The organism is Campylobacter concisus, from assembly GCF_003048675.2.
Taxonomy (GTDB): Bacteria; Campylobacterota; Campylobacteria; order Campylobacterales; family Campylobacteraceae; genus Campylobacter_A; species Campylobacter_A concisus_F.
Window position 1 is genome coordinate 1,545,124 of the sequence record NZ_CP060707.1, and the last position, 26,284, is coordinate 1,571,407.

The 26,284-nt window shown below is 38.5% G+C and carries 32 protein-coding genes; 7 read left to right on the forward strand and 25 right to left on the reverse strand.

The annotated features are described in order from the left end of the window. Window positions 1-9 precede the first annotated feature (9 nt). From thrB to CVT00_RS07745, 5 genes are all read right to left on the reverse strand, one after another. The gene (thrB, locus tag CVT00_RS07725; RefSeq protein WP_107914681.1) at window positions 10-894 is read right to left on the reverse strand and encodes a homoserine kinase; all 885 of its coding nucleotides are present in this window, start codon (window positions 892-894) and stop codon (window positions 10-12) included. Window positions 895-902: 8 nt separating this feature from the next. Continuing rightward, window positions 903-1,235: a glycoprotease gene (locus tag CVT00_RS07730; protein ID WP_430516363.1), complete on the reverse strand. Its 333-nt coding sequence runs from the start codon at window positions 1,233-1,235 to the stop codon at window positions 903-905. A gap of 110 nt (window positions 1,236-1,345) precedes the next feature. After that, window positions 1,346-2,230 carry a UDP-3-O-acyl-N-acetylglucosamine deacetylase gene (gene lpxC / locus CVT00_RS07735; RefSeq protein ID WP_103558845.1) on the reverse strand — a complete coding sequence of 295 codons (885 nt, stop codon included), beginning with the start codon at window positions 2,228-2,230 and terminating at the stop codon, window positions 1,346-1,348. Window positions 2,231-2,290: 60 nt separating this feature from the next. After that, window positions 2,291-3,661 (reverse strand): M23 family metallopeptidase, encoded by a 1,371-nt coding sequence (locus tag CVT00_RS07740; RefSeq protein ID WP_103558846.1) that lies wholly within the window; start codon window positions 3,659-3,661, stop codon window positions 2,291-2,293. Window positions 3,662-3,722: 61 nt separating this feature from the next. Further along, entirely contained in the window at window positions 3,723-4,553 is an 831-nt protein-coding gene (locus CVT00_RS07745) for a prephenate dehydrogenase (protein ID WP_009294324.1), read from the reverse strand. 89 nt (window positions 4,554-4,642) lie between these two features. Between CVT00_RS07745 and bamA the strand changes: the two genes are divergently transcribed. The 7 genes from bamA (at window position 4,643) to recO (ending at window position 11,314) form a co-directional block, all read left to right on the forward strand. After that, a complete protein-coding gene (gene bamA, locus CVT00_RS07750; RefSeq protein WP_103558847.1) occupies window positions 4,643-6,898 on the forward strand; it encodes an outer membrane protein assembly factor BamA in 2,256 nt (751 codons plus the stop codon). Window positions 6,899-7,027: 129 nt separating this feature from the next. Beyond that, complete coding sequence (gene accD, locus CVT00_RS07755) at window positions 7,028-7,945, forward strand: acetyl-CoA carboxylase, carboxyltransferase subunit beta (protein ID WP_107914858.1); 918 nt, start codon at window positions 7,028-7,030, stop codon at window positions 7,943-7,945. Between the two features lie 2 nt (window positions 7,946-7,947). Next, the gene (locus tag CVT00_RS07760; protein ID WP_107914685.1) at window positions 7,948-8,403 is read left to right on the forward strand and encodes a 23S rRNA (pseudouridine(1915)-N(3))-methyltransferase RlmH; all 456 of its coding nucleotides are present in this window, start codon (window positions 7,948-7,950) and stop codon (window positions 8,401-8,403) included. A gap of 11 nt (window positions 8,404-8,414) precedes the next feature. Further along, window positions 8,415-8,771, forward strand: a complete 357-nt coding sequence (gene dksA, locus CVT00_RS07765) for an RNA polymerase-binding protein DksA (protein WP_021085778.1) — start codon at window positions 8,415-8,417, stop codon at window positions 8,769-8,771. 9 nt (window positions 8,772-8,780) lie between these two features. Continuing rightward, on the forward strand, window positions 8,781-9,779 hold the full coding sequence (locus tag CVT00_RS07770) for a uroporphyrinogen III synthase HEM4 (protein WP_103558848.1): 999 nt from the start codon (window positions 8,781-8,783) through the stop codon (window positions 9,777-9,779). Continuing rightward, complete coding sequence (locus CVT00_RS07775) at window positions 9,776-10,699, forward strand: tRNA dihydrouridine synthase (RefSeq protein ID WP_103558849.1); 924 nt, start codon at window positions 9,776-9,778, stop codon at window positions 10,697-10,699. Before CVT00_RS07770 ends, CVT00_RS07775 begins: the two co-directional genes overlap by 4 nt. Further along, window positions 10,700-11,314, forward strand: a complete 615-nt coding sequence (recO, locus tag CVT00_RS07780; RefSeq protein WP_021085792.1) for a recombination protein RecO — start codon at window positions 10,700-10,702, stop codon at window positions 11,312-11,314. It abuts the gene before it with no gap. Here recO and CVT00_RS07785 read toward each other — a convergent pair. The 20 genes from CVT00_RS07785 to CVT00_RS07880 form a co-directional block, all read right to left on the reverse strand. After that, window positions 11,311-11,586, reverse strand: coding sequence for a hypothetical protein (locus tag CVT00_RS07785; protein ID WP_230853739.1), 276 nt, complete (start codon window positions 11,584-11,586; stop codon window positions 11,311-11,313). The genes recO and CVT00_RS07785 overlap by 4 nt on opposite strands. After that, entirely contained in the window at window positions 11,555-11,803 is a 249-nt protein-coding gene (locus CVT00_RS07790; RefSeq protein ID WP_181000516.1) for a hypothetical protein, read from the reverse strand. The genes CVT00_RS07785 and CVT00_RS07790 overlap by 32 nt, the downstream gene beginning before the upstream one ends. A gap of 136 nt (window positions 11,804-11,939) precedes the next feature. Next, window positions 11,940-12,698 carry a tRNA 2-thiocytidine biosynthesis TtcA family protein gene (locus tag CVT00_RS07795; protein WP_103558850.1) on the reverse strand — a complete coding sequence of 253 codons (759 nt, stop codon included), beginning with the start codon at window positions 12,696-12,698 and terminating at the stop codon, window positions 11,940-11,942. Beyond that, window positions 12,695-13,378 (reverse strand): 5'-methylthioadenosine/adenosylhomocysteine nucleosidase, encoded by a 684-nt coding sequence (locus tag CVT00_RS07800; RefSeq protein ID WP_103558851.1) that lies wholly within the window; start codon window positions 13,376-13,378, stop codon window positions 12,695-12,697. Before CVT00_RS07800 ends, CVT00_RS07795 begins: the two co-directional genes overlap by 4 nt. Continuing rightward, the gene (gene fabD / locus CVT00_RS07805) at window positions 13,375-14,304 is read right to left on the reverse strand and encodes an ACP S-malonyltransferase (protein ID WP_103558852.1); all 930 of its coding nucleotides are present in this window, start codon (window positions 14,302-14,304) and stop codon (window positions 13,375-13,377) included. The genes CVT00_RS07800 and fabD overlap by 4 nt, the downstream gene beginning before the upstream one ends. 9 nt (window positions 14,305-14,313) lie before the next feature. After that, window positions 14,314-14,898 (reverse strand): FKBP-type peptidyl-prolyl cis-trans isomerase, encoded by a 585-nt coding sequence (locus tag CVT00_RS07810; RefSeq protein ID WP_223154902.1) that lies wholly within the window; start codon window positions 14,896-14,898, stop codon window positions 14,314-14,316. Window positions 14,899-14,953: 55 nt separating this feature from the next. Then, the gene (locus CVT00_RS07815) at window positions 14,954-15,796 is read right to left on the reverse strand and encodes a tetratricopeptide repeat protein (protein WP_009294338.1); all 843 of its coding nucleotides are present in this window, start codon (window positions 15,794-15,796) and stop codon (window positions 14,954-14,956) included. 13 nt (window positions 15,797-15,809) lie between these two features. Continuing rightward, window positions 15,810-16,316 carry an OmpA family protein gene (locus tag CVT00_RS07820; protein ID WP_002939415.1) on the reverse strand — a complete coding sequence of 169 codons (507 nt, stop codon included), beginning with the start codon at window positions 16,314-16,316 and terminating at the stop codon, window positions 15,810-15,812. A 63-nt stretch (window positions 16,317-16,379) separates the two neighbouring features. Continuing rightward, a complete protein-coding gene (gene tolB, locus CVT00_RS07825) occupies window positions 16,380-17,636 on the reverse strand; it encodes a Tol-Pal system protein TolB (RefSeq protein ID WP_103558854.1) in 1,257 nt (418 codons plus the stop codon). Between the two features lie 24 nt (window positions 17,637-17,660). Beyond that, window positions 17,661-18,608, reverse strand: a complete 948-nt coding sequence (locus tag CVT00_RS07830) for a TonB C-terminal domain-containing protein (protein WP_103558855.1) — start codon at window positions 18,606-18,608, stop codon at window positions 17,661-17,663. Between the two features lies 1 nt (window position 18,609). Beyond that, window positions 18,610-19,008 (reverse strand): biopolymer transporter ExbD, encoded by a 399-nt coding sequence (locus CVT00_RS07835; RefSeq protein WP_002939405.1) that lies wholly within the window; start codon window positions 19,006-19,008, stop codon window positions 18,610-18,612. Then, window positions 19,009-19,593 carry a MotA/TolQ/ExbB proton channel family protein gene (locus CVT00_RS07840; protein WP_103558856.1) on the reverse strand — a complete coding sequence of 195 codons (585 nt, stop codon included), beginning with the start codon at window positions 19,591-19,593 and terminating at the stop codon, window positions 19,009-19,011. Beyond that, window positions 19,594-19,983 (reverse strand): ATP synthase F1 subunit epsilon, encoded by a 390-nt coding sequence (gene atpC / locus CVT00_RS07845; protein ID WP_002939398.1) that lies wholly within the window; start codon window positions 19,981-19,983, stop codon window positions 19,594-19,596. Window positions 19,984-20,001: 18 nt separating this feature from the next. Beyond that, on the reverse strand, window positions 20,002-21,399 hold the full coding sequence (atpD, locus tag CVT00_RS07850; protein ID WP_103558857.1) for a F0F1 ATP synthase subunit beta: 1,398 nt from the start codon (window positions 21,397-21,399) through the stop codon (window positions 20,002-20,004). 11 nt (window positions 21,400-21,410) lie between these two features. Continuing rightward, a complete protein-coding gene (atpG, locus tag CVT00_RS07855) occupies window positions 21,411-22,298 on the reverse strand; it encodes an ATP synthase F1 subunit gamma (protein WP_103558858.1) in 888 nt (295 codons plus the stop codon). A gap of 9 nt (window positions 22,299-22,307) precedes the next feature. Then, entirely contained in the window at window positions 22,308-23,825 is a 1,518-nt protein-coding gene (gene atpA / locus CVT00_RS07860) for a F0F1 ATP synthase subunit alpha (protein WP_002939385.1), read from the reverse strand. A 14-nt stretch (window positions 23,826-23,839) separates the two neighbouring features. Continuing rightward, window positions 23,840-24,370, reverse strand: coding sequence for a F0F1 ATP synthase subunit delta (locus tag CVT00_RS07865; RefSeq protein WP_087582694.1), 531 nt, complete (start codon window positions 24,368-24,370; stop codon window positions 23,840-23,842). Then, window positions 24,370-24,882 carry a F0F1 ATP synthase subunit B gene (locus CVT00_RS07870; protein ID WP_103558859.1) on the reverse strand — a complete coding sequence of 171 codons (513 nt, stop codon included), beginning with the start codon at window positions 24,880-24,882 and terminating at the stop codon, window positions 24,370-24,372. The genes CVT00_RS07865 and CVT00_RS07870 overlap by 1 nt, the downstream gene beginning before the upstream one ends. 9 nt (window positions 24,883-24,891) lie before the next feature. Continuing rightward, window positions 24,892-25,314, reverse strand: coding sequence for a FoF1 ATP synthase subunit B' (locus CVT00_RS07875; RefSeq protein ID WP_002939425.1), 423 nt, complete (start codon window positions 25,312-25,314; stop codon window positions 24,892-24,894). Between the two features lie 95 nt (window positions 25,315-25,409). Further along, window positions 25,410-26,270, reverse strand: coding sequence for a ParB/RepB/Spo0J family partition protein (locus CVT00_RS07880; protein ID WP_103558860.1), 861 nt, complete (start codon window positions 26,268-26,270; stop codon window positions 25,410-25,412). Window positions 26,271-26,284: the final 14 nt, after the last annotated feature.

Consider the following 26,284-nt stretch of genomic DNA (forward strand, 5'->3'; position numbering starts at 1 on the left):
AACTTGTTTCTAGCTTTGCGTGATTTCGTATCCATCGTTATCAAATGAAAAAATTTCAACTCTAAAATCATTAAATTTACTCTTTAAAACATCTTGTAAATTTTTAGCGTCATCTTTGTAAGCGATGTTTAAAAAGCTTGAGCCTGAGCCTGAAAGTGTGCTCATTAGCGCTCCATTTTCATAAGCTACCTTTCGCACCTCAAAAAGCTCTTTTAAAGCGCTCATTCTGCGCTCTTCGTGCATCATATCTTCACTTGCTACCCTTAAAAGATCATATCTTTTTTCATAAAAACAAGAGGTCAAAAATGCAGCGTGAGAGAGGTTATTTACACACTCTTTCATAGTGTAATTTTTTGGCAAAATTTGCCTTGATGATGCAGTGCTCATCGGCTTATTTGGGATGACGACGACTGCTTTTATATCATCGCTTAATTTTATTTTATTTGCATAAACATTGCCGTTTTTTACGACCGCGCTAATAAATCCTCCGTGAACTGCTGGCGAGATATTGTCTGGATGGGTTTCATAGATGATAGCTTTATTTAAAACGACGCTTTTGCTAGCCTTAAATCCAGCCATCTCGTAAGCTGAAGCTATGGCTCCGACAATCACTGCAGAGCTGCTGCCAAGGCCTCTTGAAAATGGGATATTGTTTTCAAAAACTATTCTGAAGTTTTCATTTTTACCGGTTAGCTCTAAAAAAATTTCATTAAAAATGCTTAGAAAAATGTTGTTTCTTTTTAAATTTGTGCTATCACTCCCCTCGCCATTTATCGAGACAGAGCTAAATTTAGATGGTTCGATCTTTACGCTATTAAAAAGCTTTAAACTAAGTCCTAAAGCGTCAAAACCAGGTCCTAAATTTGCACTTGTGGCAGGGATTAAGATATTCAAAATTTCTCCTAAACAGCTTGGATGATATAATTTGGAAGTGTATCTGAATTTAGTTTTAATTCATCTAAATTTAAAGGCAACACAAATCTCACAGGCTCAACTTTTTCAAGTAAAATTTCACCATTTTTTAGCACAAAGCTTAAATTTTTATTTGCCCTGATCGCTTGGCCGCCATTTAGACTAAAGCCACTTACTGCGTAAAATTCACAGCCCTTTGCCAAAGAAAAAGTCTTTAAGATGACGTAGGCCACCTTTAGCCCCATGAAGCCACCTGGCGTGTTTGCGTAGATGATCTTTGTGATGTTAAATTTAGAGGATAAATTTTCTAGGATTTTTATCAGAGCTTCGCTGACGTGCTCGTCAGTTGTGATCTCATCAAATTTTACGCCATCTTTATAGACTCCAACTAAAAGTGGAGTCGATAAAGAGACTACTAAAATTTCAATATTTTTTATGCAAATACCTTTTGATACTCTTTTAAAAGCTCGCCACTAAGTGTTGCGATCTCATAATTTTTCTCATCTGCCATTAAAGCAAGTGTTAGTTTGTGGTTTAGATCGTGGCTGCCCGCAAATGCTGTGTAATCCCCTAGCAAAGGTGCTCCAAGCAAGCTCAAATCGCCAACCGCGTCTAAAATTTTATGTCTTACAAACTCATTTTCAAATCTCAAACCCTCTGGGTTTAAAATATGAGTATCATCGATAGCCACGGCATTATCAAGCGATGCACCAAGTGCTAAATTTTGAGCTTGCAAGCGTTGCAAGTCTTTTAAAAAGCCAAAAGTTCTAGCACGAGCGATATTTTTTACAAATGAGCTCTTGCTAAATTCAAAAACATATCTTTGTTCGCCGATAACTGGGTGGTCAAATTTGATCGTATAGTCAAATTTTGGATTTCTTGAAGGCGAAGTTCGCACAAATTTTGACCCCTCAATCACCTCGACTTCGCGGCGGACAAGGATGACTTTTTTACCAGCATCAAGATATCTTATACCAGCTTCATCAAGCAACATACAAAAGCTTATCGCACTGCCGTCCATGACAGGAATTTCATTTGCATCAACTGAAATTCTAATATTATCAATGCCGTATCCATTTACAGCTGCCATTAGGTGTTCTATCGTGCTGATAAAGCCCTTTTCGTTGCCAACGACGGTTGCCATTTGCGTATTTATAACGTTTTTAGGCTCAGCTTTAAAACTAATACCAAGATCTTCGCGGTGCAAAATAATACCTGAATTTGCATCAAGAGGTTCTAGTATAAGTCTTATCGGCTCACCCTTATGAAGCCCTATACCAACGGTCTCAACGCGTCTTGCGATAGTAGTTTGTTTCAAAAATTTTCCTTATATTTTTTTGTTCGCTTATGATAGCACTAAAAAATCAAATTTGCAAATTTAATTCTTATCTATCATCGCCTTTGCGGCATCTAAGACACTTGTCACATTGTCTTTTATCCACTTTTTATCCATCCATTGTTGAGGTCTTACCTCTTCGCCTTGGACTAAAATTCCAAAGTGAAGGTGATCTCCAAGTGCAAGGCCGCTAGTTCCAGTTGTACCTATTTGATCGCCAGCAGCAACCATATCGCCCTCTTTTACCTTCGCACTTGAGCAGTGTCCGTAAAGTGAATAAAGTCCAAATCCATGATCTATCACAATGTTTAAACCATAAATTCCATTCTCAGATGCTAACACGACGCGGCCCGCATTGCTAGCTATTATCGGAGCTGATGCCACGCTTGCAAAATCTATACCCATGTGCCACGATTCACTTACTTGCTCATTATTATATGTATAGAAGCGGTGGTCGGCAAAATCAGCTACTTTCTTGCCATTTCTAAGTGGATAAAATGGGATGATATTAAAGCCGTTTGTGATGTCAGTATCGACGTTTGAAGTGAGTGCTGTTATCTTCTCTTCATTTAAGTTTCTTAGTGTTTCATTGACAAATTTCATCTTATCAAGCCTAGAAAGAGCGTTTGGATCTTTGGCGTATTGATCTGTTAGATCAACGATCTTTCCGTCTAAAAATCTATCATTTAAAGCAATGGTTGAAGTCTTGTATTTTACATTTTCATAAAAATATCTCACGTGAGATTTGCTCTCATTGCCCGCAAAGTCTCTTGCGATGACCTCAGCGCTAAAGTTTTCAACCTGTACTGGCCAAGCAACAAGTGCTGCATAAAAGCCCTCTTTGTAAAATGGCACAGCCTTAAATTTCTTACCAAAATTTGTCTGGACATAAACCTCTTTTAGCTGATTATCAGTCGCTCTAAAGACGACAACAGCGCTACCGCCTTTTGAGATAGAGTAAGACTGAGAAAGCACGTAAAGATCAGGCTTTGATGTATCAAGTACGACTTCAACTTTTTTGCTTGCTTTATTGCCAGTAAAAAAGCCCCATTTGCTAGTATCGACCGCTTCTATACTCATCTCATAAGTGTCTTTTTGAGCAAAAAATCCAGTCTTTGGGAAGGTCAAATTTACATCAAGCTCGGTGCTTGGGTTTTGTATGATTTGATTTAGTAAATTTAGGTCATTTTTGCCGTCATTTATGCTAATGCGCACAAATTTTATGCCGCTGTCATCTTTAAATTTGATATTCATAGGCGAGCGAAGGTTCCAATAAACCTTATCAGCAACGCCGATGATTGGCTCGTTTCGCTCAAAGTCTTTCGACATCAAAGCATAACCAAAGCCACCAGCTAATATCAAAACAAGTAAAACCACAACAATACCAAAACCACCTATTCCACGTCTATACATATATTATTACCTTAAATTTTATTTGCGAAATTTTACATATAATCAATAAATTTTTAGTTAATTACAAAATTTCTCTTACAGCTCTAGCTTCGCTCATCCAATCAAAAAGTTCATCCCAGCGCTCGTCTTTTATAAGATCTTTGCATAAATTTAGCTCTTTTTCAAACATATTTATCGCGGCAACGACATTATTTTTATTTTGCTTAAAGATATCGCTCCACATAAATGGCGAGCTCTTTGCAACACGTATCATACCCTTAAATGTCGGTCCGCCAAGTGCAACGATATGCCTTTTATCCTCTTCTTTCAAGATCCCACTAGCAAGCGAAAATGCAATAGCGTGAGGCAGATGCGAGATGAGACCCACGTGATGATCATGCTCTTTTGCACTCATGAAAATGATCTTCATGCCAAGACAAGAAAATAGCTCAACGCTTCTTTTTACGTGCTTTTCTGCGCTCTCAGCAAAGTCGCAAACTATAACAGTTGCGCCTGTGTAAAGTGACTTAAAGGCAGCTTCTGGACCAGAGTACTCAGTACCTGCCATCGGGTGAGCTGGGATGAAATTTTTACGAATTTTCTCTGGAACGGCCTCGATGATCTTTTGCTTTGTCGAGCCAAAGTCGATGATCGTCGTATCTTCACTAATGTCAGTTAAATTTTGCACGATGCTTACGATAGCCTCAACTGGAACGGCCAAAAAGATGATGTCACACTTCTTTTTCATCTCATCAATGCTTAAAATTTCATGCACCAGTCCAAGCTCGAGTGCTTTTTTACTGTGATTTTCATCTTTGTCATATCCGCTGACACACGAGATCAATTTTTCATCTTTTAATGCAAGACCAAGCGAGCCACCCATAAGACCAAGTCCGATGATACCTATTTTCATAAAAAACCTTTAAAATTATAAAATTTAAATTTTTTAAAAATAAAATATGATATTATACGCACTTATACTAAAACTCTAGGTTAAATTTAATGAAAAAGAAATTATTTTTACTAGCACTAGCTTTAAGCAGTCTAAATGCGCAAACGATTCAGTCAATAAATTTCAAAGGTCTAATCCACCTTTCACCTGATGTAGCCACTCAGATAATGGGGCTAAAAGTCGGTCAAGAGCTAACTCCAAAGCTTAGCGATAAGGCCATCACAAATTTATACAAGCAAAGTTATTTTGATGATATCTATATAGAAGATACAGGTAATGGCAATCTTTTAGTAAAAGTAAAAGAGAAGCCAAGTGTCGCTAGAGTCGATCTAAAGGGTGTTGTGACAAACGACAAAACTGCGATCGAATCGCTAATCAACATAAAACCTGGCAATATGTATGATGAGCTAACTATCGAAAAAACAAAAGAGAGAATTCGCCAGTATTACGAGTCAAAAGGCTACTTTGACACAGTTGTTGATGTAGAAAAACAGCCAGTTGCAGACAACGACAGCTCACTTTTCATCACTCTAAATATAAACCGTGGCGAAAATATGATAATCAAAAAGGTAAATTTAGTCGGTGCAAAAGAGTTTGACTATGATGATATCGAGCCAGTAGTTGCAAACAAAAGTAGAGAATTTATGGGCTGGCTTTGGGGCAGAAACGACGGTAAAGTTAAACTTTTCGAGCTTGAAAATGACCCAGCAAGGATTCAAGATAAATATTTTCAAAAGGGTTATCTAGATGCGACGGTTTCGTCACCTTATCTAAATGCGTCATTTGATAACTACACGGCTGATCTTACATACTACATCCACGAGGGCGAGCCTTATAAGGTTTCAAATGTAAGCATCACAGCACCTGAAGAGCTAGGACTTGATACTAAAAAGATCATAGATGACTTTAGACTAGAAGCTGGCGATACGATGAACTCGGCAAGACTTCGCCAAGATATGAAAAAGCTTGACGATATGGTAGCTGACAAGGGTTATGCATTTGTCAAAGTCTATCCAAAGACTGACAAATTTGATGAAAATAAAACAGTTGATATCGACTACGAAGTAGATCCTGGCGAAAAAGTATATATAAGAAATGTTCAAATTTCAGGAAACGACAGAACAGTTGATCGTGTCGTAAGACGTGAGCTATATCTAACTGAGGGAAATTTATATAGTAGAACCGACCTTCAAGACTCAAAAGATGCATTAAAAAGAACAAGCTACTTTGACGATGTCGAGATAGAAGAAGATCCAGTTGATAAAAACACAGTCGATCTAAAAGTAAAAGTAAAAGAGGCTTCAACTGGCTCAATAAGCGGCGGTATCGGATACGGAAGTAGCGATGGCTTGCTACTAAACGCTGCACTTTCTGACACAAACATCTTTGGCTCTGGTCTTCAAGGACAAGTAAGCGTTGATAAGAGTGATAGAGAGCTTTCAGGTCAGATAAGTCTTACAAATCCAAGAATTTTTGACTCAGAGTATAGCCTTGGCGGAACGCTCTATGCAAACGACTACGACTGGAGAACATATAAAGAGAGAAGTTACGGCTTTAGCACAACACTTGGTAGAAAATTAACTAGAAATTTAAGTGCATCACTTACTTATAATATCGAGCAAAGTAAAGTTACTCTAAAAGACGATGAGCTTAGAGACATAAATAGATACACAGGCAAAGAGATTTATAGAGAAGGCAAGGCTATAAAAAGCGCTATAACTCCAGCTTTAACATATAACAGCACTGATGATTACTACTTGCCAAGACGCGGTATCATAGCCAGTACATCATTTGAGATAGCAGGACTTGGTGGTGATATGGATTTTGTTAAAAACCGCACAAATTTCAACTACTATCTAGGCCTTAGAGAGTATATCGACTACGATCTTATCTTAAGATATAAAGCAAGCTTTGGCAAAATTTGGGAGAGAGGCTATACTCCTATCAACGAAAGGCTTTACCTTGGTGGCATAAGAAGCTTACGTGGCTACGAAAGCAGAACCGTATCTCCAAAAGTAAAATATAATGGCGACTACTATGAATACGGCGGCGAGACTTCATTTAACAACTCAGTCGAGATGAGCTTCCCTATCATAGAGCGTGTTAAAATGCGTGGTGTTGTATTTTACGACTATGGCATGATCGGTGAAAATAGTCTAAACGAGATAAAAAGATCATCAGTTGGCACAGGTATCGAGTGGATAACACCTATCGGACCACTTCAACTAATCTTCGCAAAAGCTCTTAAACCTAAAGAGGGCGATGATACAAATACATTTGAATTTACTATAGGAAGACGCTTCTAATAAGATACTTTTAAGGGGCTAGTTTGCCCCTTAAATCCCCCGCAAACAAACAAACTTTAAGTCATATAAGAAAAAGCAAGGCTAACATTAGATATAATCCCACAATTTTTAATATAAGTGGGTAAAAAGATGAATTTCTCAGACATTTTTTCAAAGATAAGAAAAGCTCAACCTCGTCCAGAAGAAGCACCTACACACTGGGTAAAATGCGACAACTGCCACTCACTGATGTATTACAAAGAAGTTGAAGCTTGTTTTAATGTATGCCCAAAATGCGGCTACCACATGAGATTAAAAGCTGATGATCGCATAAATTTGATCTGCGATGAAGGTAGCTTTGTAGAATTTGACGCAAATTTAAAACCAGTAGATCCTTTAAATTTTGTCGATAAAAAATCATACAAAAAAAGAATTACAGAAAATAAAGAAAAAACAGGACACACAAGCTCAGTGATATGCGGCGAAGGCAAATGCAACGGACAAGAAATTCAGCTAGTTGTTTTTGACTTTGGCTTTATGGGCGGCTCACTAGCTTCAGTTGAGGGCGAAAAGATCGTAAGAGCGATAAAACGCGCGATCGAAAAACGCCAAGCCTTAATCATCGTAAGTGCATCTGGTGGCGCTAGGATGCAAGAGAGCACATTTTCTTTGATGCAGATGTCAAAGACTTCAGCAGCCCTAAAACTTCTTGATGAAGCAAGACTACCATATATTTCTATCCTTACTGATCCTACGATGGGCGGCGTTAGTGCATCATTTGCATGGCTTGGAGATCTAATAATCGCTGAACCTGGCGCACTAATAGGCTTTGCAGGACAAAGAGTTATCAAACAAACCATAGGCGCTGACCTTCCAGAGGGCTTTCAAAGGGCTGAATTTTTACTAGAGCATGGCCTTATAGATGACATCGTGCCAAGAAGCGAGCACAAAAAATATCTAAGCGATATGGTTAAATTTCTTACAAATAACAAAGCTATGATCTCTAAAAGCGAAGTGACAACTGGAAACGAAGCTGGCTTTGAGCTAAAGCTAAAAACCAAAGGATAAGTTTGGAAATTTCGGTTTTTAGCATTCAAAAATCATCACGTGACAACTTTGAAAACGAGATACAAGAATATATAAAAATGAGTGCAAAATTTGCCAAGATAAACGACAAAATAATATTTAATGAAAAGATAGCAAAGGCTCAAAGTAGTGGCAGAAGCGAAGCACTAAGAGCTTATGATGAAATTTACGAGCCAAATTTAAAAGGCTTTTGCGTGATGCTTGATGAAAATGGCTCACAGCTTGACAGCCAAGAATTTGCTCAAATTTTAAACTCAAATTCACAGATCAATTTTTTCATAGGTGGAGCTTATGGGCTTAGCCAAAATTTAAAAGACAAGGCACAAAAAGTCGTAAGCTTAAGCAAGATGACTATGGCGCACAAAGTCGCCAAGCTCGTACTTTTTGAGCAAATTTTTAGAGGGCTTTGTATCAATGCAAACCACCCATATCACAAATAAAGGAATATAAAATGACTCAAAACGAGCTAAATTTTTTCAAAAAACTACTTGAAGATAGAAAGCTACAAATCAAAAAAAATATTTATGACTCATCAGTTGAAGTAAGCGGTCTAAGAGATAGTGGCGTAAGCGATGAATTTGACATCGCTTCAGTAAATACCGACCAACTTATAGAGCAGTCTATATCAACCCAGCAAAGAGCCGAGCTTCACGAGATCGACGAGGCGCTTGAGAAGATAGCAAACAAGACTTATGGAATTTGTGACATGTGCGAAGAGGAGATCGGTGTCCCTCGCCTAAAAGTAAAACCGCATGCAAAATACTGTATAGCTTGTCGTGAGATAATAGAAAAAACAGCAAAAAACTAAGGAGAAAATATGAAAACCAGAAAATTTCTCGTCTACTGCATCATCTACACAGCAGTTGTTGCAGGACTTACCTATTCTCTTAATAGTTCAGACTTCACCTTTGAGCTCTTAGGTCAAGCCATAACCTTGCCAGTAGCTGTCTGGGTAGCACTTCCAGTAGCCCTTTTGGCACTCCTTGCCCTACTTCACATCGCATATCACGGATACGCCTTTTATAGATATAAAAAATGGATAAAAAAAGATAGTCAGCTCTACAAAGACCTTGCAAAAGAGACGCTTCTTGGCTTTGAGAGCAACAAAGACTTCAAAACCGATACTTACAAGATCGCCTCACAGCTCACACGCTCTATCTCACCAGTAGGCGAGCTTAAAGATGTTGGTGTTGATGACGGCGAGATAAACAATATCTTACAAACCATAAAAAGCATAAAAAACAAAGAGATCGTCGATCTAAAGAAATTTAGACTAGCAAAAGATAGCAAGCTAAACATCCTAAACGAGCTAAATAAGATCGAGCAGATGCCTACTTACTATCTTGATGTGCTTAAAAATCAAGAGCAAAACGATAGCCTTAAAAAAGCGGCCTTCGATAAGCTCATAAAAACAGCTTCATTTAGTGAGATTAAAAAAATCGATCCAGAGCTAGCAAGTGAAGATATAATGACCATTATCACGCGTTTTGTAGATGATGAGATCGACCTAAGTAGCGATGAAATTTTCGATCTTTTAAACAACGCAAAAGTGACAAAAGCACAATACGACAAAGCAGCTATAATGCTTAAAAATAAACTAAAACCAGACGCATTTATCGGCATCTTTGAGAAGCTAAAAAGCATCCATGCTGACGCTGATGAAGCCTACGTATATGCGCTATTTGAGCTTCAGATGCTTGATAAAGTAAGAGAAGCCATCGAGGGTAGCGACCCTGATGAGTTTAAAGAGATAAAGGTTTTACTATTTTTGCGAGATAACGGCAAAATGGTGCCTAGCTCGCTATTTTTTAAATGATAGACTTTAGCAAAAAGCCACTTTTCTTAGCGCCACTTGCTGGCTTTTCTGACCTGCCGTTACGAAGCGTCGTCAAGAAATTTGGCTGCGACGTCACTGTTAGCGAGATGATCAGCGCAAATGCTCTGGTCTATGAGGGCAGTGACAAAACCCTTGAAATGCTTAAAAAATCCCCAAACGAAGAGCCTTACGTCGTTCAAATAGCTGGTAGCGATATAGAAAATCTAAAAAAAGCCGTGTTGATAATCAATAAATTTGATGGGATTTATGGGCTCGATCTAAACTGTGGCTGCCCCGTGCCAAAGGTCGTTAGACAAGGCGCAGGATCGGCTTTGCTAAACGATCTAGACAAACTTCAAAGCATAATCGAAGCCATAAAAAGCGTCTCAAACAAAGAGAGCCTAAGCGTTAAATTTAGACTTGGCTTTAACGACAAAAACGAAGAGCGGATAGCAAAAGCCTGCGAAGAAGCTGGCGCAGACTATATCGCAGTACATGGTCGCACCAGAGCTGGTGGATACACTGCAAAGGTTGATTATGAAGCGATCGCCAGAGTAAAGGCGAGCGTGAAAATCCCAGTCGTTGCAAATGGCGATATCAACGCGCAAAATGCAGATGAAATTTTAAATCTCACAAAATGCGACGCCCTAATGATCGGCAGGGCAAGCATCGGCAACCCTTGGATATTTCACGAGATAAAGACCAAAAGTAGCGTGGATAAGACGCTAAAACAAGAGATCATCCTAGCTCACTTCGACGCTATGATCGAGCACTACGGCGAGCACGGACTTTGCATATTTAGAAAGCATTTGCACCAATACAGCAAGGGCATCGACGGCGCAACAACCTTTAGAAACGATATAAATTTCATCAAAGATGCCCACGTGATGAGAGAGCGCATAAGGGAGTTTTTTGCCTAGATGCAAGGCTACATCCTGCGCGTGCAAAAGGTCAGAGACGAGGACCTTTTAGTCTTTGTGCTAACGCCAAATTTGCTCGTAAAGTCATATAGATTTTTTGGCGCTCGCCACTCAAACATCATGACTGGCTACAAGATCGACTTTGAGCTCGAGCAAGAGGCGAAATTTCTACCAAAGCTTAGAAGCATACTTCACCTTGGCTTTAAATGGCTGCTAGAGCGCGACAAACTCATCATTTGGCAGCAGTTTATGCGCCTACTTTATGATCATCTAAAAGAGGTCGAGCAGCTCGATGAAATTTACTTTTTTGAGCTTGATCGCTGCGCCAAACAGATGCAGCTACAAAACCCAAAGCGCCTTATCATCGAAAGCTACGTCAAAATTTTAGAGTATGAAGGCAGGCTTCACAGCGAGCTTGAGTGCTTTATCTGCGACGAGGAGATAGAAAGCGAGCTTTGCCTCACTCGTGGCTTTTTGCCATCTCACAAGCACTGCCTTGATAGGAGCGAATTTGACGCTAGCAAGATCAAAAATTTGTTTGATACAAAAAGCACGATCGAGCTAAATGACGATGAGATAAACCGCCTTTATAAAATTTTACTTGACGGACTTTAGGCTTTTACCTTCGTCCTCTCATCAAATTCTTTTAAAACGTCCATTATTTTATTTGCTAGCCCCTCAAGCGTTTGATCTTTTTTAAGCTCTAAATTTCTAAGCTTTAAAATCCTAGCTAGTATATCTTTTATATCTTTCTTGCCAGACAGTATCTCATCATAATAAGCCTTTGGTATGCCTATCTCGCTTCTATCTTGCTTTGTAAGTATGAGTTTGTCTCTATATACATTGCGAGCCTCATCAGTTATCCTTGTTGTGCCGCCTTGTAGCACAGTTTTTGTCTTTAAACTTCACGCTATAAATGCTTTGCTGTGTATCTTTTGTAAGCTCAAGTCTTTGTAAATTTTGTGCAATGTCTTTTGTTTTTTCATTATTTGCAAGAGCGTTTTGAAATTTGGCACTTTCAGACTGCTCTTTTTGAAGTTTCCTTGCTTTTGCCTCAGTAGCTACTGAGCTATACTTTTGCGTGCTAACACTAAAAATGCTCATTTTTCATCCTTGCTTATCAAATTTATATTTAGTAAGCAAGGAGCGTTCCTACTTAAAAATGAGTTTTGGCTTTTTTGGTAGTTGTAAGAAATTTGGTTGTAAATTTAGCTTTAATGGCAGAGATGAAGAGTTAAATTTACTCTTCACTGCCTTCGTTGATACCAAAAAATGTATCTGTGTGGATGTTTTCAAATGCTGCTTTAAGCGATGTAAAGAGCTTTGGATTTTCTTTTTCTAAATTTGCTAGAAGCTGCTTGGTCTCATATCTAGCGTGTGGCATCTTCACGTCAAATCTCATCGCAGGACACGCCTCATCGCCAACAACTCTTAGCTCATTTTTGATCGCATTTTCGCGAAGCTGTCTTTCGCGCACAAAGATAAATGGCCTGATCACGACGATGCCATTTTTAGCTCTGTATTTTGGAGCAAGCGTCCTTAGCGCGCCATTGTAGGTGAAATTCATAAAAAAGCTCTCGGCTGCGTCGTCCAAATGGTGAGCGATCGCAAGCTTGTTAAAGCCATGCTTTAGCGCATAGGTGTAGAGATAGCCTCTTCTCATGCGCGAAAAAAAGCTGCAAAAGCTAGAATTTTTACGGATCTTCTCCTTTGATATCTCAAATATCGAGCTATCGATCACCTCGTGCTCTATGCCATGCTCGTTGCAGTGCTTGGTAAGATACGCGTAGTCCTCGCCCATGCCGTAGCTTAGCGTCACCGCCTTAAACTCAAATTTCTCAGGCGTGACATTTTGCACATGTTTTAGCACATGAGCGAGTGCGAGGCTGTCTTTACCGCCACTAAGACCGAGTAAGATCTTATCTCCGCCCTCTATCATCTTGTATCTAGCGTTTGTCTGACCAACCTGCCTTAGTAGCCTTTTGCTAAGCTCTATCATAAGCTCTCCACCATTTCTAGGATAAATTTAGCGCTCACGTTTGCTGAATCTTGCAAGAATTTATCAAAGTCAAACTCAGCCTCGTTGCCAGCTCCGTCGCTGATGGCTCTAAGGATGAAAAATGGCACGCCAAGTGTCTCGCAAACTAGCGCAACGCTCGCACCCTCCATCTCGGTAGCACTAGCGTTAAATATCTTTTTTATCCACTCTTTTTTCTCGTTGTCACAGATAAACTGATCGCCAGTTGCGATGATGCCTGAATTTAGCCTCATGCCCTTTTTACCAGCGACATTTTTAGCTAGCTCATTTAAACCCTCATCGCTCTTGACAAAGATACTTGTCCCTGGCACAAAGCCGTATGGATGACCAAAAGCTGTGATGTCAAGGTCGTGCTGCACAAGGCTGGTGGCATATAGCATATCGCCTATTTTCAAATTCTCATCAAGTGAGCCAGCAACGCCTGTAAAAAGCAGCTTTGATGCCTTAAATTTCTCTATCATCAAGGTCGCAGTGATCGCCGCATTTACCTTGCCAATCTTCGAGTAGGCGATGACTAGGTCCTTGCCTTTGTAGTTTGCCTCGTAAAATTTGTTGTTTGCGTACTCTGTGGTTTTATACTCTCCCACCATCTCAAGGATAGGTGTGATCTCCTCTTGCATCGCTCCAAGTATCGCTATCATCTCTCCTCCAAAATCTTCACAACCTCTTCAAGGCTCGCCATGTCTGTGACGCTGTATGTCGGTTTTTCTGTGATCTTTTTGTTTATGCCTTTTAGTGTCGCCGCACCAAGCTCGATAAAGCAATCAATCTCGTTTTCGTAGTTTTTGATACTTTGTTTGTAACGAACTGGATGCGTTAGCTGCTCTTTTAAAAGCACTAGCGCTTCGTTTTTATCAGTATAAATTTTTGCATTTACGTTTGAAACGACTGGGGCAAAGTTCTCAGCCAAAACGCTCTCAAGCTCGTTTGCTAGTTTAACGCTAGCAGGCTCAAGTATCGGGCAGTGGCTAGCTACTGACATATTTAAAAGCATTGCTCTTTTTGCGCCTGCTTCTTTAAATTTTGCCTCGTATTTTGCAAGGTTTGCTCTCACACCAGCTACAACTATCTGACCATCACAGTTGTAGTTTGCAGCGTAAATTTGCAAGCCCTCATTCTGTGCTTCTTTACAAATCCCTTCAACGACTTCGTCGCTAAGACCTAGCACTACCATCATGCCAGCATCTTTGCCAATGCAGGCTTCTTGCATAAATTTACCACGTAAATTTACAAGTCTAATCGCTTCAACAAAGCTAAACGCACCACTAACTGCAAGGGCTGTAAATTCTCCTAGAGAGTGGCCTAGGCTAAACTCTGACTTAGCCTTTATGCGCTCACTAAAAGCTAGATAGCTCATAAGCGAGTTTAAAACGATGGCAGGCTGAGTAAATTCGGTCTTATCTAGCTTGTCGTTTTGCGTAAATAAAAGCTCTTCAAAGTCAATACCTGTGTCGTTGCAAGCGTCATTTAATAGAAGTTTTGCTGAAGAGAAATTTTCATAAAAATCTTTCCCCATGCCAACACTTTGCGAGCCTTGACCCGCAAAAATAAAAGCAAATTTTTTCATTTTGGCTTCTTAGTGGTGATGATGTCCGTGACCGCCGCAACCGCAACCACCTTCGCCATGTCCGTGACCACCGCAGCACTCATGCTCGTGATCGTGATCATGTCCGCCACAACCGCAAGTGTGAGCGCCTGCTACCATGCCAGTTGCTTTTTCATCTTCAGTTGCGTCTCTAACTTCTAAAATTTCAACATTAAATAGCAAGTCTTTGCCCGCGTATGGGTGATTAAAATCAACTGTCACTTCGTCATCTTTTATTTCTTTAACGATGACGCGAACACTTGAGCCATCTTCATTTTGACCAAAAAGCTCCATGCCTTCATGTAGGTCTATACCAGCAAACTGCTCTTTTGGAAGTGATTGGATGGCGTCTTTATTGTATTCGCCACAACCCTCAGCTGCTTTGATATTTATAGTAGCTTTGTCGCCTGATTTTAGTTTACTAACTTCTTCTTCAAGCTTTTCTATAATGTGGCCATGTCCTGTAATAAAAGAAATTTGACCACCTTCTTGCATATTTGACTCTAAAATTTCGCCAGTATTAGCGTCTTTTAGCTCATAAAACATAGTTATAACTTGATCTTTACTCACAATAATCTCCTTGGAATTTAGTTTTGATTAATGTGAGATTATATCTAAAAAAGAGTAAATTTTAGTTTCTGTTGGGAGCGGCTTTGGCTTCTTTGCTATCTGGATAGCCTACTTTTAAAGCCTTATAAAACCTGTTGGCACTTTGAGTATCACCGATCTTATCAAAGCTTATAGCTGTGTGATACAAAAGTTTTGGAGTGTAATCAGCCTTATCTTCACTTTGTATACTTTTTTTATAGTATTGTATGGCTGTGCTGTATGATTTTTGACTATAAGCAACTTCACCTAGATAATAATTTGAAGCACCAGTTTTATAGCCTTTTTTATTTAAGTATTCAAAATATTCAGCTGCTTCTGTGCTATTGCCAGAATTTAAAAGCTTAATGCCATCAGCTAAAATGTCCTTGTCGCTTTTGCCACTAAAATTTGATGTTGGCTTATTTTGTTGTTTTGGATTTGCATTTTGCTTTGGTTGAGCAGCATTTTTATCCATTATCGCGCCTAATTTATTTAAGGCAGCAGTAATATTTTTATAGTTTTTATCTTGTATATCTCTAGTCTCATCAACATAAGCTTTTAATGATGTCAAACTTACACCAGAATCGCTTATACCACCATTGACTTTGGTTTCGATATCGTTCATTCTTTGCTCAAGCTTGTTCATTCTAGCACTCATACTCTCAATCAAGCTTTGCAAACCTTGAAGTTGTTCTGAAACATTATCCATGTTTTCTTCGATATTTTGAACGCTTCTTTTATTGCTTAGAGTTGCTTTTTCATCATCTGTTAGTCCGTATGGATTTGCGCTATCCATATTACCTGCATCAAATGCTGAAACTTCTTGAGCTGAACTTATAGAGAAAGCGGCTCCAAGAAGAGCCGCAATGATTATTTTTTTATTCATTATTACTTACAGATTAAGGAAGTACTTTGAAATCTGCACGTCTGTTTTGAGCGTCGCAAGCTTTTGTTTTGTCTGTACAAACTGGGTTGCTTTCGCCAAAGCTTACTACAGCGATTCTATCAGCGCTAACGCCATTTCTTACAAGAGCGTCTTTAGCACTTTTAGCACGTTTTAGACCAAGAGCATAGTTATACTCATCTGTACCCCACTCGTCGCAGTTACCTTCTACTTTTATAGAAAGAGCTTGAGCGTCAGCTTGGTTGAATACTGATGCATTTGAGCTAACAACACCTTGTTGATCAGCTTTGATGTTAAATTTATCAAAGTCAAAGTATACACTTTTAACTTGGCTCTCGATGTTAGCGATAAGAGCTGCTAATCTATCAGCATCGCTCATGCTACCTGAGTTATCTGCAGATTGATTTGAATTTGCATTCATATCAACTTCAGGGTTTTTAGAGCTACAACCGCTCAACAATAAAGTTGCAACTGCAACACTTGCTAGAACTACTTTTTTCATTCCTTATCCTTTTTGAAAAATTTGGTCGAATTATAACATATTTTTTTAAATATTATCAGAATATTACCAATCAATAGATTGAATTTTACCTACTTTTAGTGGAAATTGAAAACTTCTGTTCTCATTTAATCTAACAACGCCAAGCGAGCTTTGACCGCCAAGTTCTTTGATAAATACGACACTTTGACCATCACTTGAAAATCTTGGATAGTTATTTTTACCATTTGCTGTAAGCTGACGGATAAAATCTGTTTGAGTTGAGATCAGATAAATATTAAAGCCACCACTAGCCTCTCTACTTGAATAAACTACATAGTTTTCAAAAGTGCTTACTGAGTTGTTGTTTTTACCATGAAATACCATTTGCTCAACACTTCCGCCTGAGGTTGCAGGTGTTGCGAAGATGTTTGGATATCCAAGTCTATCTGAGACAAAAACTATTCTGCTGTCATTATCTACAAAATTTCCGTTTACATCGATGCCTGGATAGTTTGTGATCTGAGTTAAATTCTTACTACCTGTGTTGTAGATAAAAATATCTGGCTGATCTTTTGGCGCCATAGTTAATAAAATTTTGCTTCCATCTTTGCTAACGTCTGAAGCTATAAGCATACCAACGCTGTCGATTATCTTCGTTTTTGTGCCTGAATTTAGGTCATATCTAAACAAAGTTGGTTTGTTATTCACATAAGATGTATAGTAAAATTTACTTTGATCAGCGCCTGCCCATTTAGGGAAGATGTTTAGACCACCGCTTACGATTGTCTTTTGATATGTAAGTGTGTAATCAGCCACTATAATAGAGCTTTGGCGAGCCGAAGTGTATTTTGCTAGGATGATAAATTTCTCCATCCAACCAACTGGTGGTAAATTTAGCTCATTTGTTAGCTCAACTATACTTTTGTGTGCTAAAAACGGATACTTCGCACCATCAGGCATGTTATATACTCTCTCATACCTTGTAGTTGCAGTCTTTGCATCTATGAGTTTTACTCTTAAAGTAAGAGGTGAGCCCATAGAACCCTCAAGAGCATATCTAAAGATAAGCTCAACACCTTTGTCGCTCATTGTATTTGTAGCTGCTGTTCCCTCATAGGTTGAAGGCACGTGATCTTCGATAACCTCAAAGTCAGAACTAACTTTCAAGTCGCCTAGCATGATCTTAAAGAATTTATCTTTAAAGCCTGCATCACTAACAGCTGTAGTTGCATCTTGCAAAGCTATCTTTGGCAAAGCAACACCTTGGTTTATAACAGATATCGTCGCATCAGCAGCATAAAGCCCTAGAGCAACGCACAAAAAAAGAAAAATTTTCTTCATCTCTACTCCGTAAATTTATAAATTTTAGTTTATTTTATCTTCTAAATTTAAATTAAAAGTAGTACTTTTATCTGGATTAAATGGAAATTTCTCTGCAGTAAGCTTTTCCAGGCACTCTCTAACCTTTGCATTAAACTCTTCATTGTATGATAGCTCTAAAATTTCATAGTTGAAATTTCCACTCTGATCTATCATGACTTTTACCTTAGCTATATTTGCAGAGTCAGCTTTATAGCTTTGCCATCTTCTTTGAATTTGTTTTGTTATGGCTCCCATCAATGGATCATAAGTGCCGGTCATTTGTGACTTTGGAGCTGTTGGGTTTTGATCTATCTTTAAACTCTTAATTATGTCGCTAGCCTCTTTTGCAGCTTTTGAGCTAGAAGCCTCGCTTTTTTTGCGGCTTTGCACTTTATTTTCAGCCTTTTTTATACCATCATCTTTTTTAAGTTTAGTAGAGTCTATGTCACTAAAGAGGTCTTTTATATTTGGCTCTTTTGGTTTTGGCTTTTCAACTGGCTTTGGTGTAGGTTTAGGCTCAGGTTTAGGCTCTGGCTTAACATCCTCTTTAGGCTCTTCGCTAGGTTTTGGGATTTCAGGCTTTGGTTCTGGTTTTTTAGGCTCAGGCTTTGGCTCTTCTTTTGGAGGAGTTGGCAAGCTTGGGGTTGGCAATGGCTCATCTGGCACAACAGGCTTATTTGTAGTCTCTTGTTTATCTTCTTCTGACTCTTTTTTAGGTTCTGGTTTTGTCTCTTTTACGACCTCTTTTGCTTGTTTTGGCGCTTTTATGGTTTGATCGACTTCTCTATCAACCATAACTACATCCATAATAGCATCTTTGTCATCAGTATATTTTTTAGGAGGTTCGCTAAAAAAAGTAAGCTTTATAAACAAAGCAAGCACAATGATAATGTAAATACAAAACGCTACAAAAAATGAACTAAGCGTTGGAAATTTAACTTTATTAGGCATCTTAACCGTTTGTCTCTAAAGCTACTTTATTAAAACCAGCACCTTTTAAAGTCTTTAATACAAACATAACATCATCGTATTTTAAATTTTTATCAGCCTTTATATATATAGGCGAGGTTTTGTCATATTTTGCACTCATTAGTGCAATGTTATCTGGAAGTTCAGCAAGGCTCATTGTACTTTGATCTATTCTAACTTGTCCTTGTGCATTTATAGACACTATAAGATCTTTTTGTTTAGACGTAGATGTTTTTGCCTTTGAGCCATCTGGCAATGTTATATCTTCTTGATATGTTATAGTTGGCATTGTAACCATTAAAATAGCCAACAAAACAAGCATGATATCAACAAGAGGCGTTATGTTTAACTCTGGTGTTTCGTCGTCAAATTTAAGAGCCATCTATAACGTCTCGTCATCTTTTTTAAGTGCTATCATAACGTCAGCTTGACGCTCGATAACGCTCATTAATTCGTAAGCTTTTCTTTTTATAAGCAAGTTAAATGTATATGCTGGGATCGCAACAAAAATTCCACAACCTGTCGCAACAAGCGCTTCTGAAATAGCTGGGGCTATAACTCCAAGAGATGAACCTGCACCATTTCCTAGCTGTGAAAATGTCTCCAAGATAGACACAACTGTTCCAAAAAGACCAATAAATGGAGAAGTAGAAGCTATTACACTAAGCCATGTAAGCCCGCTTGTAGCATTTTTTTCGGCAATACTTATGCAAACATTTAGCTTTTCTTTCGAAATTCTACCACTTGCACACTTCTTTAAAGATGAGTCGTTTGGTATATTTTTAGCGCCCATAAGTAGTGCTTCAAGCGCATTTTGCTCGCGTTTTTGCCAAGCTCCTATACCAGCCATTCTTGAAAAAAGAATTGTAAAACTAACTATAAAATATACTGACAACCAAGTTAAAACTATAATTGTAATAAAACTACTTCTTTGAATGTAATTTAAAAATATATCTATTCCGCCCACTTATCTTGCTCTCACTACATTTTCCATTTTTGATATAGTTGCTGCAAAAGCATTTGTATCACTGCTCATACTCTCTATCAAATTTCTAGCAGCTTCTAATGAATTTGCAAGCTCGCTTTCACTATTGCCAGAGACATAGACCGCACCGTCAGCTAGTATAACTACTTTGCCCTCATCGATCTTTGCATAGCCCCAGTTAATAGCAACTACATCATGCTTTTTATGCTTATCTTCTATATCTATAATACCTGCTTTTAAAAGAGATATTAATGAGGCGTGGTTTGGCAAAACACCAAACTCACCCTCGCTACCTGGAAGCACTACACTACTCACGTCATCATTAAATATCTGACCTTGAGGAGTTACGATCTCTAAATGTAATTTATCCATTACGCTTCCTTTTTAAATTTAAGCCTTAAGTTTTTCAGCTTTAGCTAAAGCCTCATCTATATTTCCGACCATATAAAATGCTGCTTCTGGTAGATGATCATATTTGCCTTCTAAAATTCCCTTAAAGCCAGCGATATTTTCGTCAAGACTTACATATTTACCAGGGCTGCCTGTAAATACTTCAGCAACGAAGAATGGCTGAGATAAAAATCTCTCTATCTTTCTTGCTCTATCAACTGTTAGTTTATCTTCTTCGCTAAGCTCGTCCATACCAAGGATAGCGATGATATCTTGAAGGTCTTTATATTTTTGAAGCACAGCTTGAACGCCGCGAGCTACCTTATAGTGATCTACTCCTAAAATTTGAGGATCGAGCATTCTTGATGTTGAATCAAGTGGATCAACAGCTGGATAGATACCTTTTTCTGCGATCGATCTGTTAAGAACTGTCGTAGCGTCAAGGTGAGCAAAAACCGTCGCAGGGGCTGGGTCTGTAAGGTCGTCAGCCGGAACATAAACAGCTTGAACAGATGTGATCGAACCTTTTTTAGTTGATGTGATCCTCTCTTGGAATTTACCCATTTCACTTGCAAGAGTTGGCTGATAACCAACAGCTGATGGGATACGTCCAAGTAGAGCTGACATCTCTGCACCTGATTGAGAGAAACGGAAGATGTTATCGATAAACATCAAAACGTCAAGTCCCATCTCATCACGGAAGTACTCAGCCATTGTAAGGCCAGTTAGTGCGATACGGTTTCTTGCTCCTGGTGGCTCGTTCATTTGGCCGTAGCACAAGGCAACTTTATCCAAAACGTTACTTTCTTTCATTTCGTGATAAAGGTCATTTCCTTCACGAGTTCTCTCACCAACGCCTGCAAATACAGAATAACCACTGTGTTTAAACGCAACGTTGTGGATAAGCTCCATAATAATAACCGTTTTACCAACACCAGCACCACCAAATAGACCTACTTTACCACCCTTCGCATAAGGAGCTAGAAGATCAACTACCTTGATACCAGTTTCAAAAATTTCACTCTTTGTACTTTGCTCTTCAAATGGAGGAGGATCGCGGTGGATAGACCAGTGCTTATCGAAATTTATACCCTCACCCTCGTCGATCAAATCGCCAACTACGTTAAAAATTCTACCCAAAACTTTTTCGCCAACCGGCACGCTTATAGGTGCACCAAGTGCTTTAGCCTCTAAGCCACGAGTCAGACCCTCACTCATATCCATAGCAATAGTTCTAACTCTATTATCACCTAGGTGAGCAGCAACTTCTAATATTAGTTTATGTTTCTTGCCCTCAACCTCAAAGAAAACTTCGATAGCTTCATTGATCTTCGGCAAGTAGTCATTAAAGTCAACATCGACCACAGGGCCCATAACTTGACTAATAACACCCTTCATTCATACTCCTTTTATTTCATTGATTCAACACCACTGATAATCTCGATAAGCTCAGTGGTAATAGACTCTTGTCTTGCTTTGTTGTAAGCAAGATTTAACTGTTTTACACGCTCTTTAGCATTGTTTGTTGCATTATCCATAGCTTGCATTCTAGCGCTGTGCTCAGCCGCCAAAGAATCAACCAAAGCATAATACATACTATACTCAAAATATTTATTGAGCAATTCATCCATAATCTTAATATAGTTGTCCTCTGGCTCAAATTCCATCAAAGAATTTGTCTCAACCGCAACTATCTTAGACGGCTCAATAGGCACAATATCATTTACTCTAATCTCTTGAGAAATCATATTTTTATAGCCATTGTGTATTAGCACGACCTTATCTGTTATGCCGTTTGTAAAGTCATCAATGGCATCTTTTATGATCTTTTGAGCTTTTTCATAAGTAGGAGAAGAGCTAGCTCCGACATAAGTCTCAAGTAGTTCAACGCCTTGGAAATTGAAAAATTCTATACCTTTTTTACCAACAGCTCTTAGTCTAACTTTGATCTTTTTGGCTTTTAGCTCATCGATCATGCGCCTAACTGTCTTTATAGTCTGGACATTAAAGCCACCGCAAAGCCCTTTATCAGCGGTAACAAATATAATATCAACCTTTTCTACACTCTTTGTTGTGTTAAAAAATTTACTCTCAGTCATAACTGAAGCGTATTGATTGATCTTATAAGCTATCTCCGATAAAACCTCATTGATCTTAAGTGCATAAACTCTAGAGTAGCGTGCAGCCTCTTCAGCTTTGCGAAGCTTTGCTGTAGAGACAAGCTTCATCGCACGCGTTGTCTTTTGAGTATTCTGGACGCTCTTGATCTTTCGTTTTATATCTTTTAAATTTGACATATCTTAGCCCTAGTTAGCGGCAAAAGTCGCTTTAAAATCTTTCAACGCTTTATGTAAAATTTCTTCTACTTCTTTATCAAGAACCTTTTTAGTTCTGATCTGCTCAAAAATTTCAGGGTATTTTGCCTCGATATATGGATATAGCTCAGCTTCAAATTTTGTTACATTTGTAGTTGCAACGTCATCTAAATAGCCCTTAGCACCAGCAAATATGATAACTACTTGATTCTCAACTGGAAGCGGAGAATATGGAGGTTGTTTTAGTACTTCAACCATTTTTTGACCGCGCTCTAGTTGTTTTCTTGAGCTCTCGTCAAGATCACTTGCAAACTGAGCAAATGCTTGTAGTTCGCGGTACTGAGCAAGGTCTAGTCTTAGCGTACCAGAAACTTGTTTGATAGCTTTGATCTGAGCTGCACCACCGACACGAGAAACAGAAAGGCCAACGTTGATCGCTGGGCGGATACCTGAGTTAAATAGGTCGCTCTCAAGGAAAATTTGACCATCTGTAATTGAAATAACGTTTGTTGGAATATAAGCTGAAACGTCGCCCGCTTGAGTCTCGATAATAGGTAGAGCTGTTAAAGATCCAGCACCTAGCGCGTCATTTAGCTTACTTGCTCTTTCTAGAAGTCTTGAGTGAAGGTAGAAAACGTCGCCTGGATAAGCTTCACGACCCGGTGGTCTTCTTAGGATCAAAGACATCTCACGATAAGCAACCGCGTGTTTTGACAAGTCATCATAGATGATTAGCGCGTGGCGAGAGTTATCTCTAAAGTATTCACCCATTGTTACACCAGCGTACGGAGCAAGGTATTGAAGCGCAGCTGCGTCACTAGCACCAGCATTTACAACTATAGTGTAGTCCATAGCGCCGTACTCTTCAAGTTTTTTAACGACTTGAGCAACGGTTGATTGTTTTTGACCGATAGCTACATAGATACAAATGACATCTTGACCTTTTTGGTTGATAATAGTATCGATAGCAACTGTTGTTTTACCAGTTTGGCGGTCACCGATGATTAGCTCTCTTTGACCTCTACCAATTGGCACAAGTGCATCGATAGCTTTGATACCTGTTTGAAGTGGCTCATGAACGCTTTTTCTTGCCATGATACCTTTTGCTTTTTCTTCAACGAAGCGAGATTCAGTAGCTTCGATTGGCCCTTTTGCGTCGATTGGCTCACCGAGTGAATTTACAACACGGCCGATCAATGCGTCGCCAACTGGAACGCGTAGAAGTTTTTTAAGTCTTTTTACAGAGCTGCCTTCTGTGATACCGCTAGTTTTTCCAAGGATAACTATACCAACACTGCTCTCTTCAAGGTTAAGAGCCATACCTTTTTCGCCGCTTTCAAATTCAACCATCTCGCCAGCCATAACGTTTTTCAAACCATAAACGTTAGCAACGCCATCAGCGACTGAGATGACTTTACCGGTCTCTTCTACATCAACACTTAAATCAAAATTTTCAATACGCTCTTTGATTATCGTGCTAATTTCGTCAGCTTTAATTTTTGCACTCACGCTTTCACTCCTTTTTAAATTGCTTTTAATATATATTCACTCATTTGACTTTTTAGTCTGTCGATAGAGAAATTTACCTCGACACCTAAATCGTCTAACTCAACTTTTACACCGTTGTAATCGCTCTTTGAGCCATCAAGCTTGATCTTAGAGTTAAATTTCTTGGAGAAATTCTCTTCCAAAGCTTTTAGCTGCTCAGCGCTTAGATCAAAATTTCCAACAACCTCGCCGCGATATGTATTTTCAAGCAAAGATTGCTCTATCTTCATCTCATCTAGTATCGCAGGTATAAGCTCTAGTCTTTTGTTCGCACCAAGAAGCTTTATAAAATTTGCAAATTTAATATCTTGATTTTTAACCAAAGATAGTACAAATTCAACCTTTTGTGAAGCCTTTAGTGTTGGCAAACTTATAATGCTTTTAAATTTATCGCTAGCAAAAGCAGCAGCTAGCTCTGATAAATTTTCAACAAATGCATTAAGTTCATTGGATTTTACGTCGCTTAAGATCGCCTTTACGTATTTTTTAGCTACTACTTCATTCATTAGCTAACCTTTTTAAGTATGATATTTACAAGCTCTTTTTGATCGACTTTTAGGCTATCGCTTGAGAAAATGTCACTCAAAATTTCATTTACAACGCCTTTTGTCATCTTGCGCTCTTCAAATTCTTTTTGCTCTTTGTAACCTTTTTCGATATTTGCGATATCGTTTTGAGCCTCTTTTTTAACTTTTGCAGCTAAATTTACAGCTTCTTTTTTCGCAGTTTCTATTAGAGCATTTGCATTTTGCTTAGCCTCTTCTACACGCTTTAGAACGTCATCTTTTTTAGCTTTAGAGTCGCGAAGCTTCTCTTGGATGCTCTCAAGCTTATTTGCGATCCTATCTATCCTGCTTTGATAAAGAGCTTTTAGTGGCTTAGCAGCAAAATATACCAAAATAGCAAAAAAAAGTAAGAAGTTTAGTGTTCTCTCGACTATGTCGTAGTTTGTTCCACCATGCTCGCTAGCGTATGCTAGAAATGGAAGTGCTAGAAAAAATAAAATTTTTATCTTCATAAATTTCCTTTAAATTTTAGAGAGCTTAGCGTTTAAAGCTGCTCTAAGCTCAGGTAGTTTAGCTGATAGATCTGCCTTTAGGCTATCTTTTTGAGAGCTTAAAGCGTTTAAAAACTCATTATAATCAGCCTCTAAACTACTTTTTACCGCATTTATCTCTTTTAAAGACTCTTCTTTTGCCAAATTTAAGGCCTCTTGTCTTATTTTGTTAGCCTCAGATCTTGCATTTTGTATGATCTCTTCGATCTCTTTTTCATGAACGCTTAAGTCGCTTGCATTTTTGCTAGTGCTCTCTTCGTCATTTTTTATAGAGGCATTTCTGTCATCTATAAATTTAAGCATTGGCTTATATAGCAAAGGATTTAAAATGGCGATCAAGACAAAGAAAACGATAGCCGTTAAAAGCATCAATGGCACATCTATTTCTAACATCCACTCTCCTTATTTTGTTATTAAGTTTTATTTAATATTCAAATCAAAGTCTGATTTTACAATAAAATACTAAAAATAAAAATAAATTTGTAATTCTATTTTAGCTTAGCGATAAATTCTTCTACCTGCGAAATATCGCTAAATTCTAATATTAAATTTTTAGATTTTACCTTCGTCTTTATCTTTAAATTTTTAAAAATTTCTTGTAAATTTGATAACTTTTTGCTCATTTCTTCTGAAATTTGAGGCTTTGGCTCTTTTACTTCTTCTTTATTTTTTATCTTTTTTACTAAAATTTCTGTATCTCTAACACTTAGTTTTTGCCCGATGATCGTATCAACAACCATTCTTTCTTCTTCGCTACTAAGTCCTACGATGACTTTAGCGTGGCCTTGCGTGAGCTTATCTTCTTGCAAAAGTTTTTGCGTGTAGTCGCTAAGTAGCAAAAGTCTCATCGTATTTGTTATCTGAGTTCTGCTCTTGTGGATGATATTTGCTAAGCCGTCTTGTGTGATCTTATACTCGTTTATGAGCTCTTTATATGACTTTGCAAGTTCGATTGGATTTAAATTTTCACGTTGTATGTTTTCGATAAGCGCAAGCTCTCTTAAATTTTGCGACTTGATATCAGCAATGATCGCCTTTATCTTACTTGCTCCAAGCATCTTTGTAGCGCGGTATCTTCGCTCACCAGCTATTAACATATAGCCGTCATCTTTTTTGATGACGATTATTGGTTGTATTAGTCCGTGCCTTTTGATGCTAGCACTTAGCTCTTTTAAGGCCTCTTCGTCAAAATGCGTTCTTGGTTGGTATGGGTTTGGTAAAATTTCATCTATATTTATCTCTTCGACTATCTCAGAGTCGTTTAAATTTGCGATCTCTTTGCTGTAGGCCTGCTCTACATCTTCAAGTATCGCACTAAGTCCGCGCCCCAATCCACCTTTTTTCGCCATTTTTTTCCTTATTT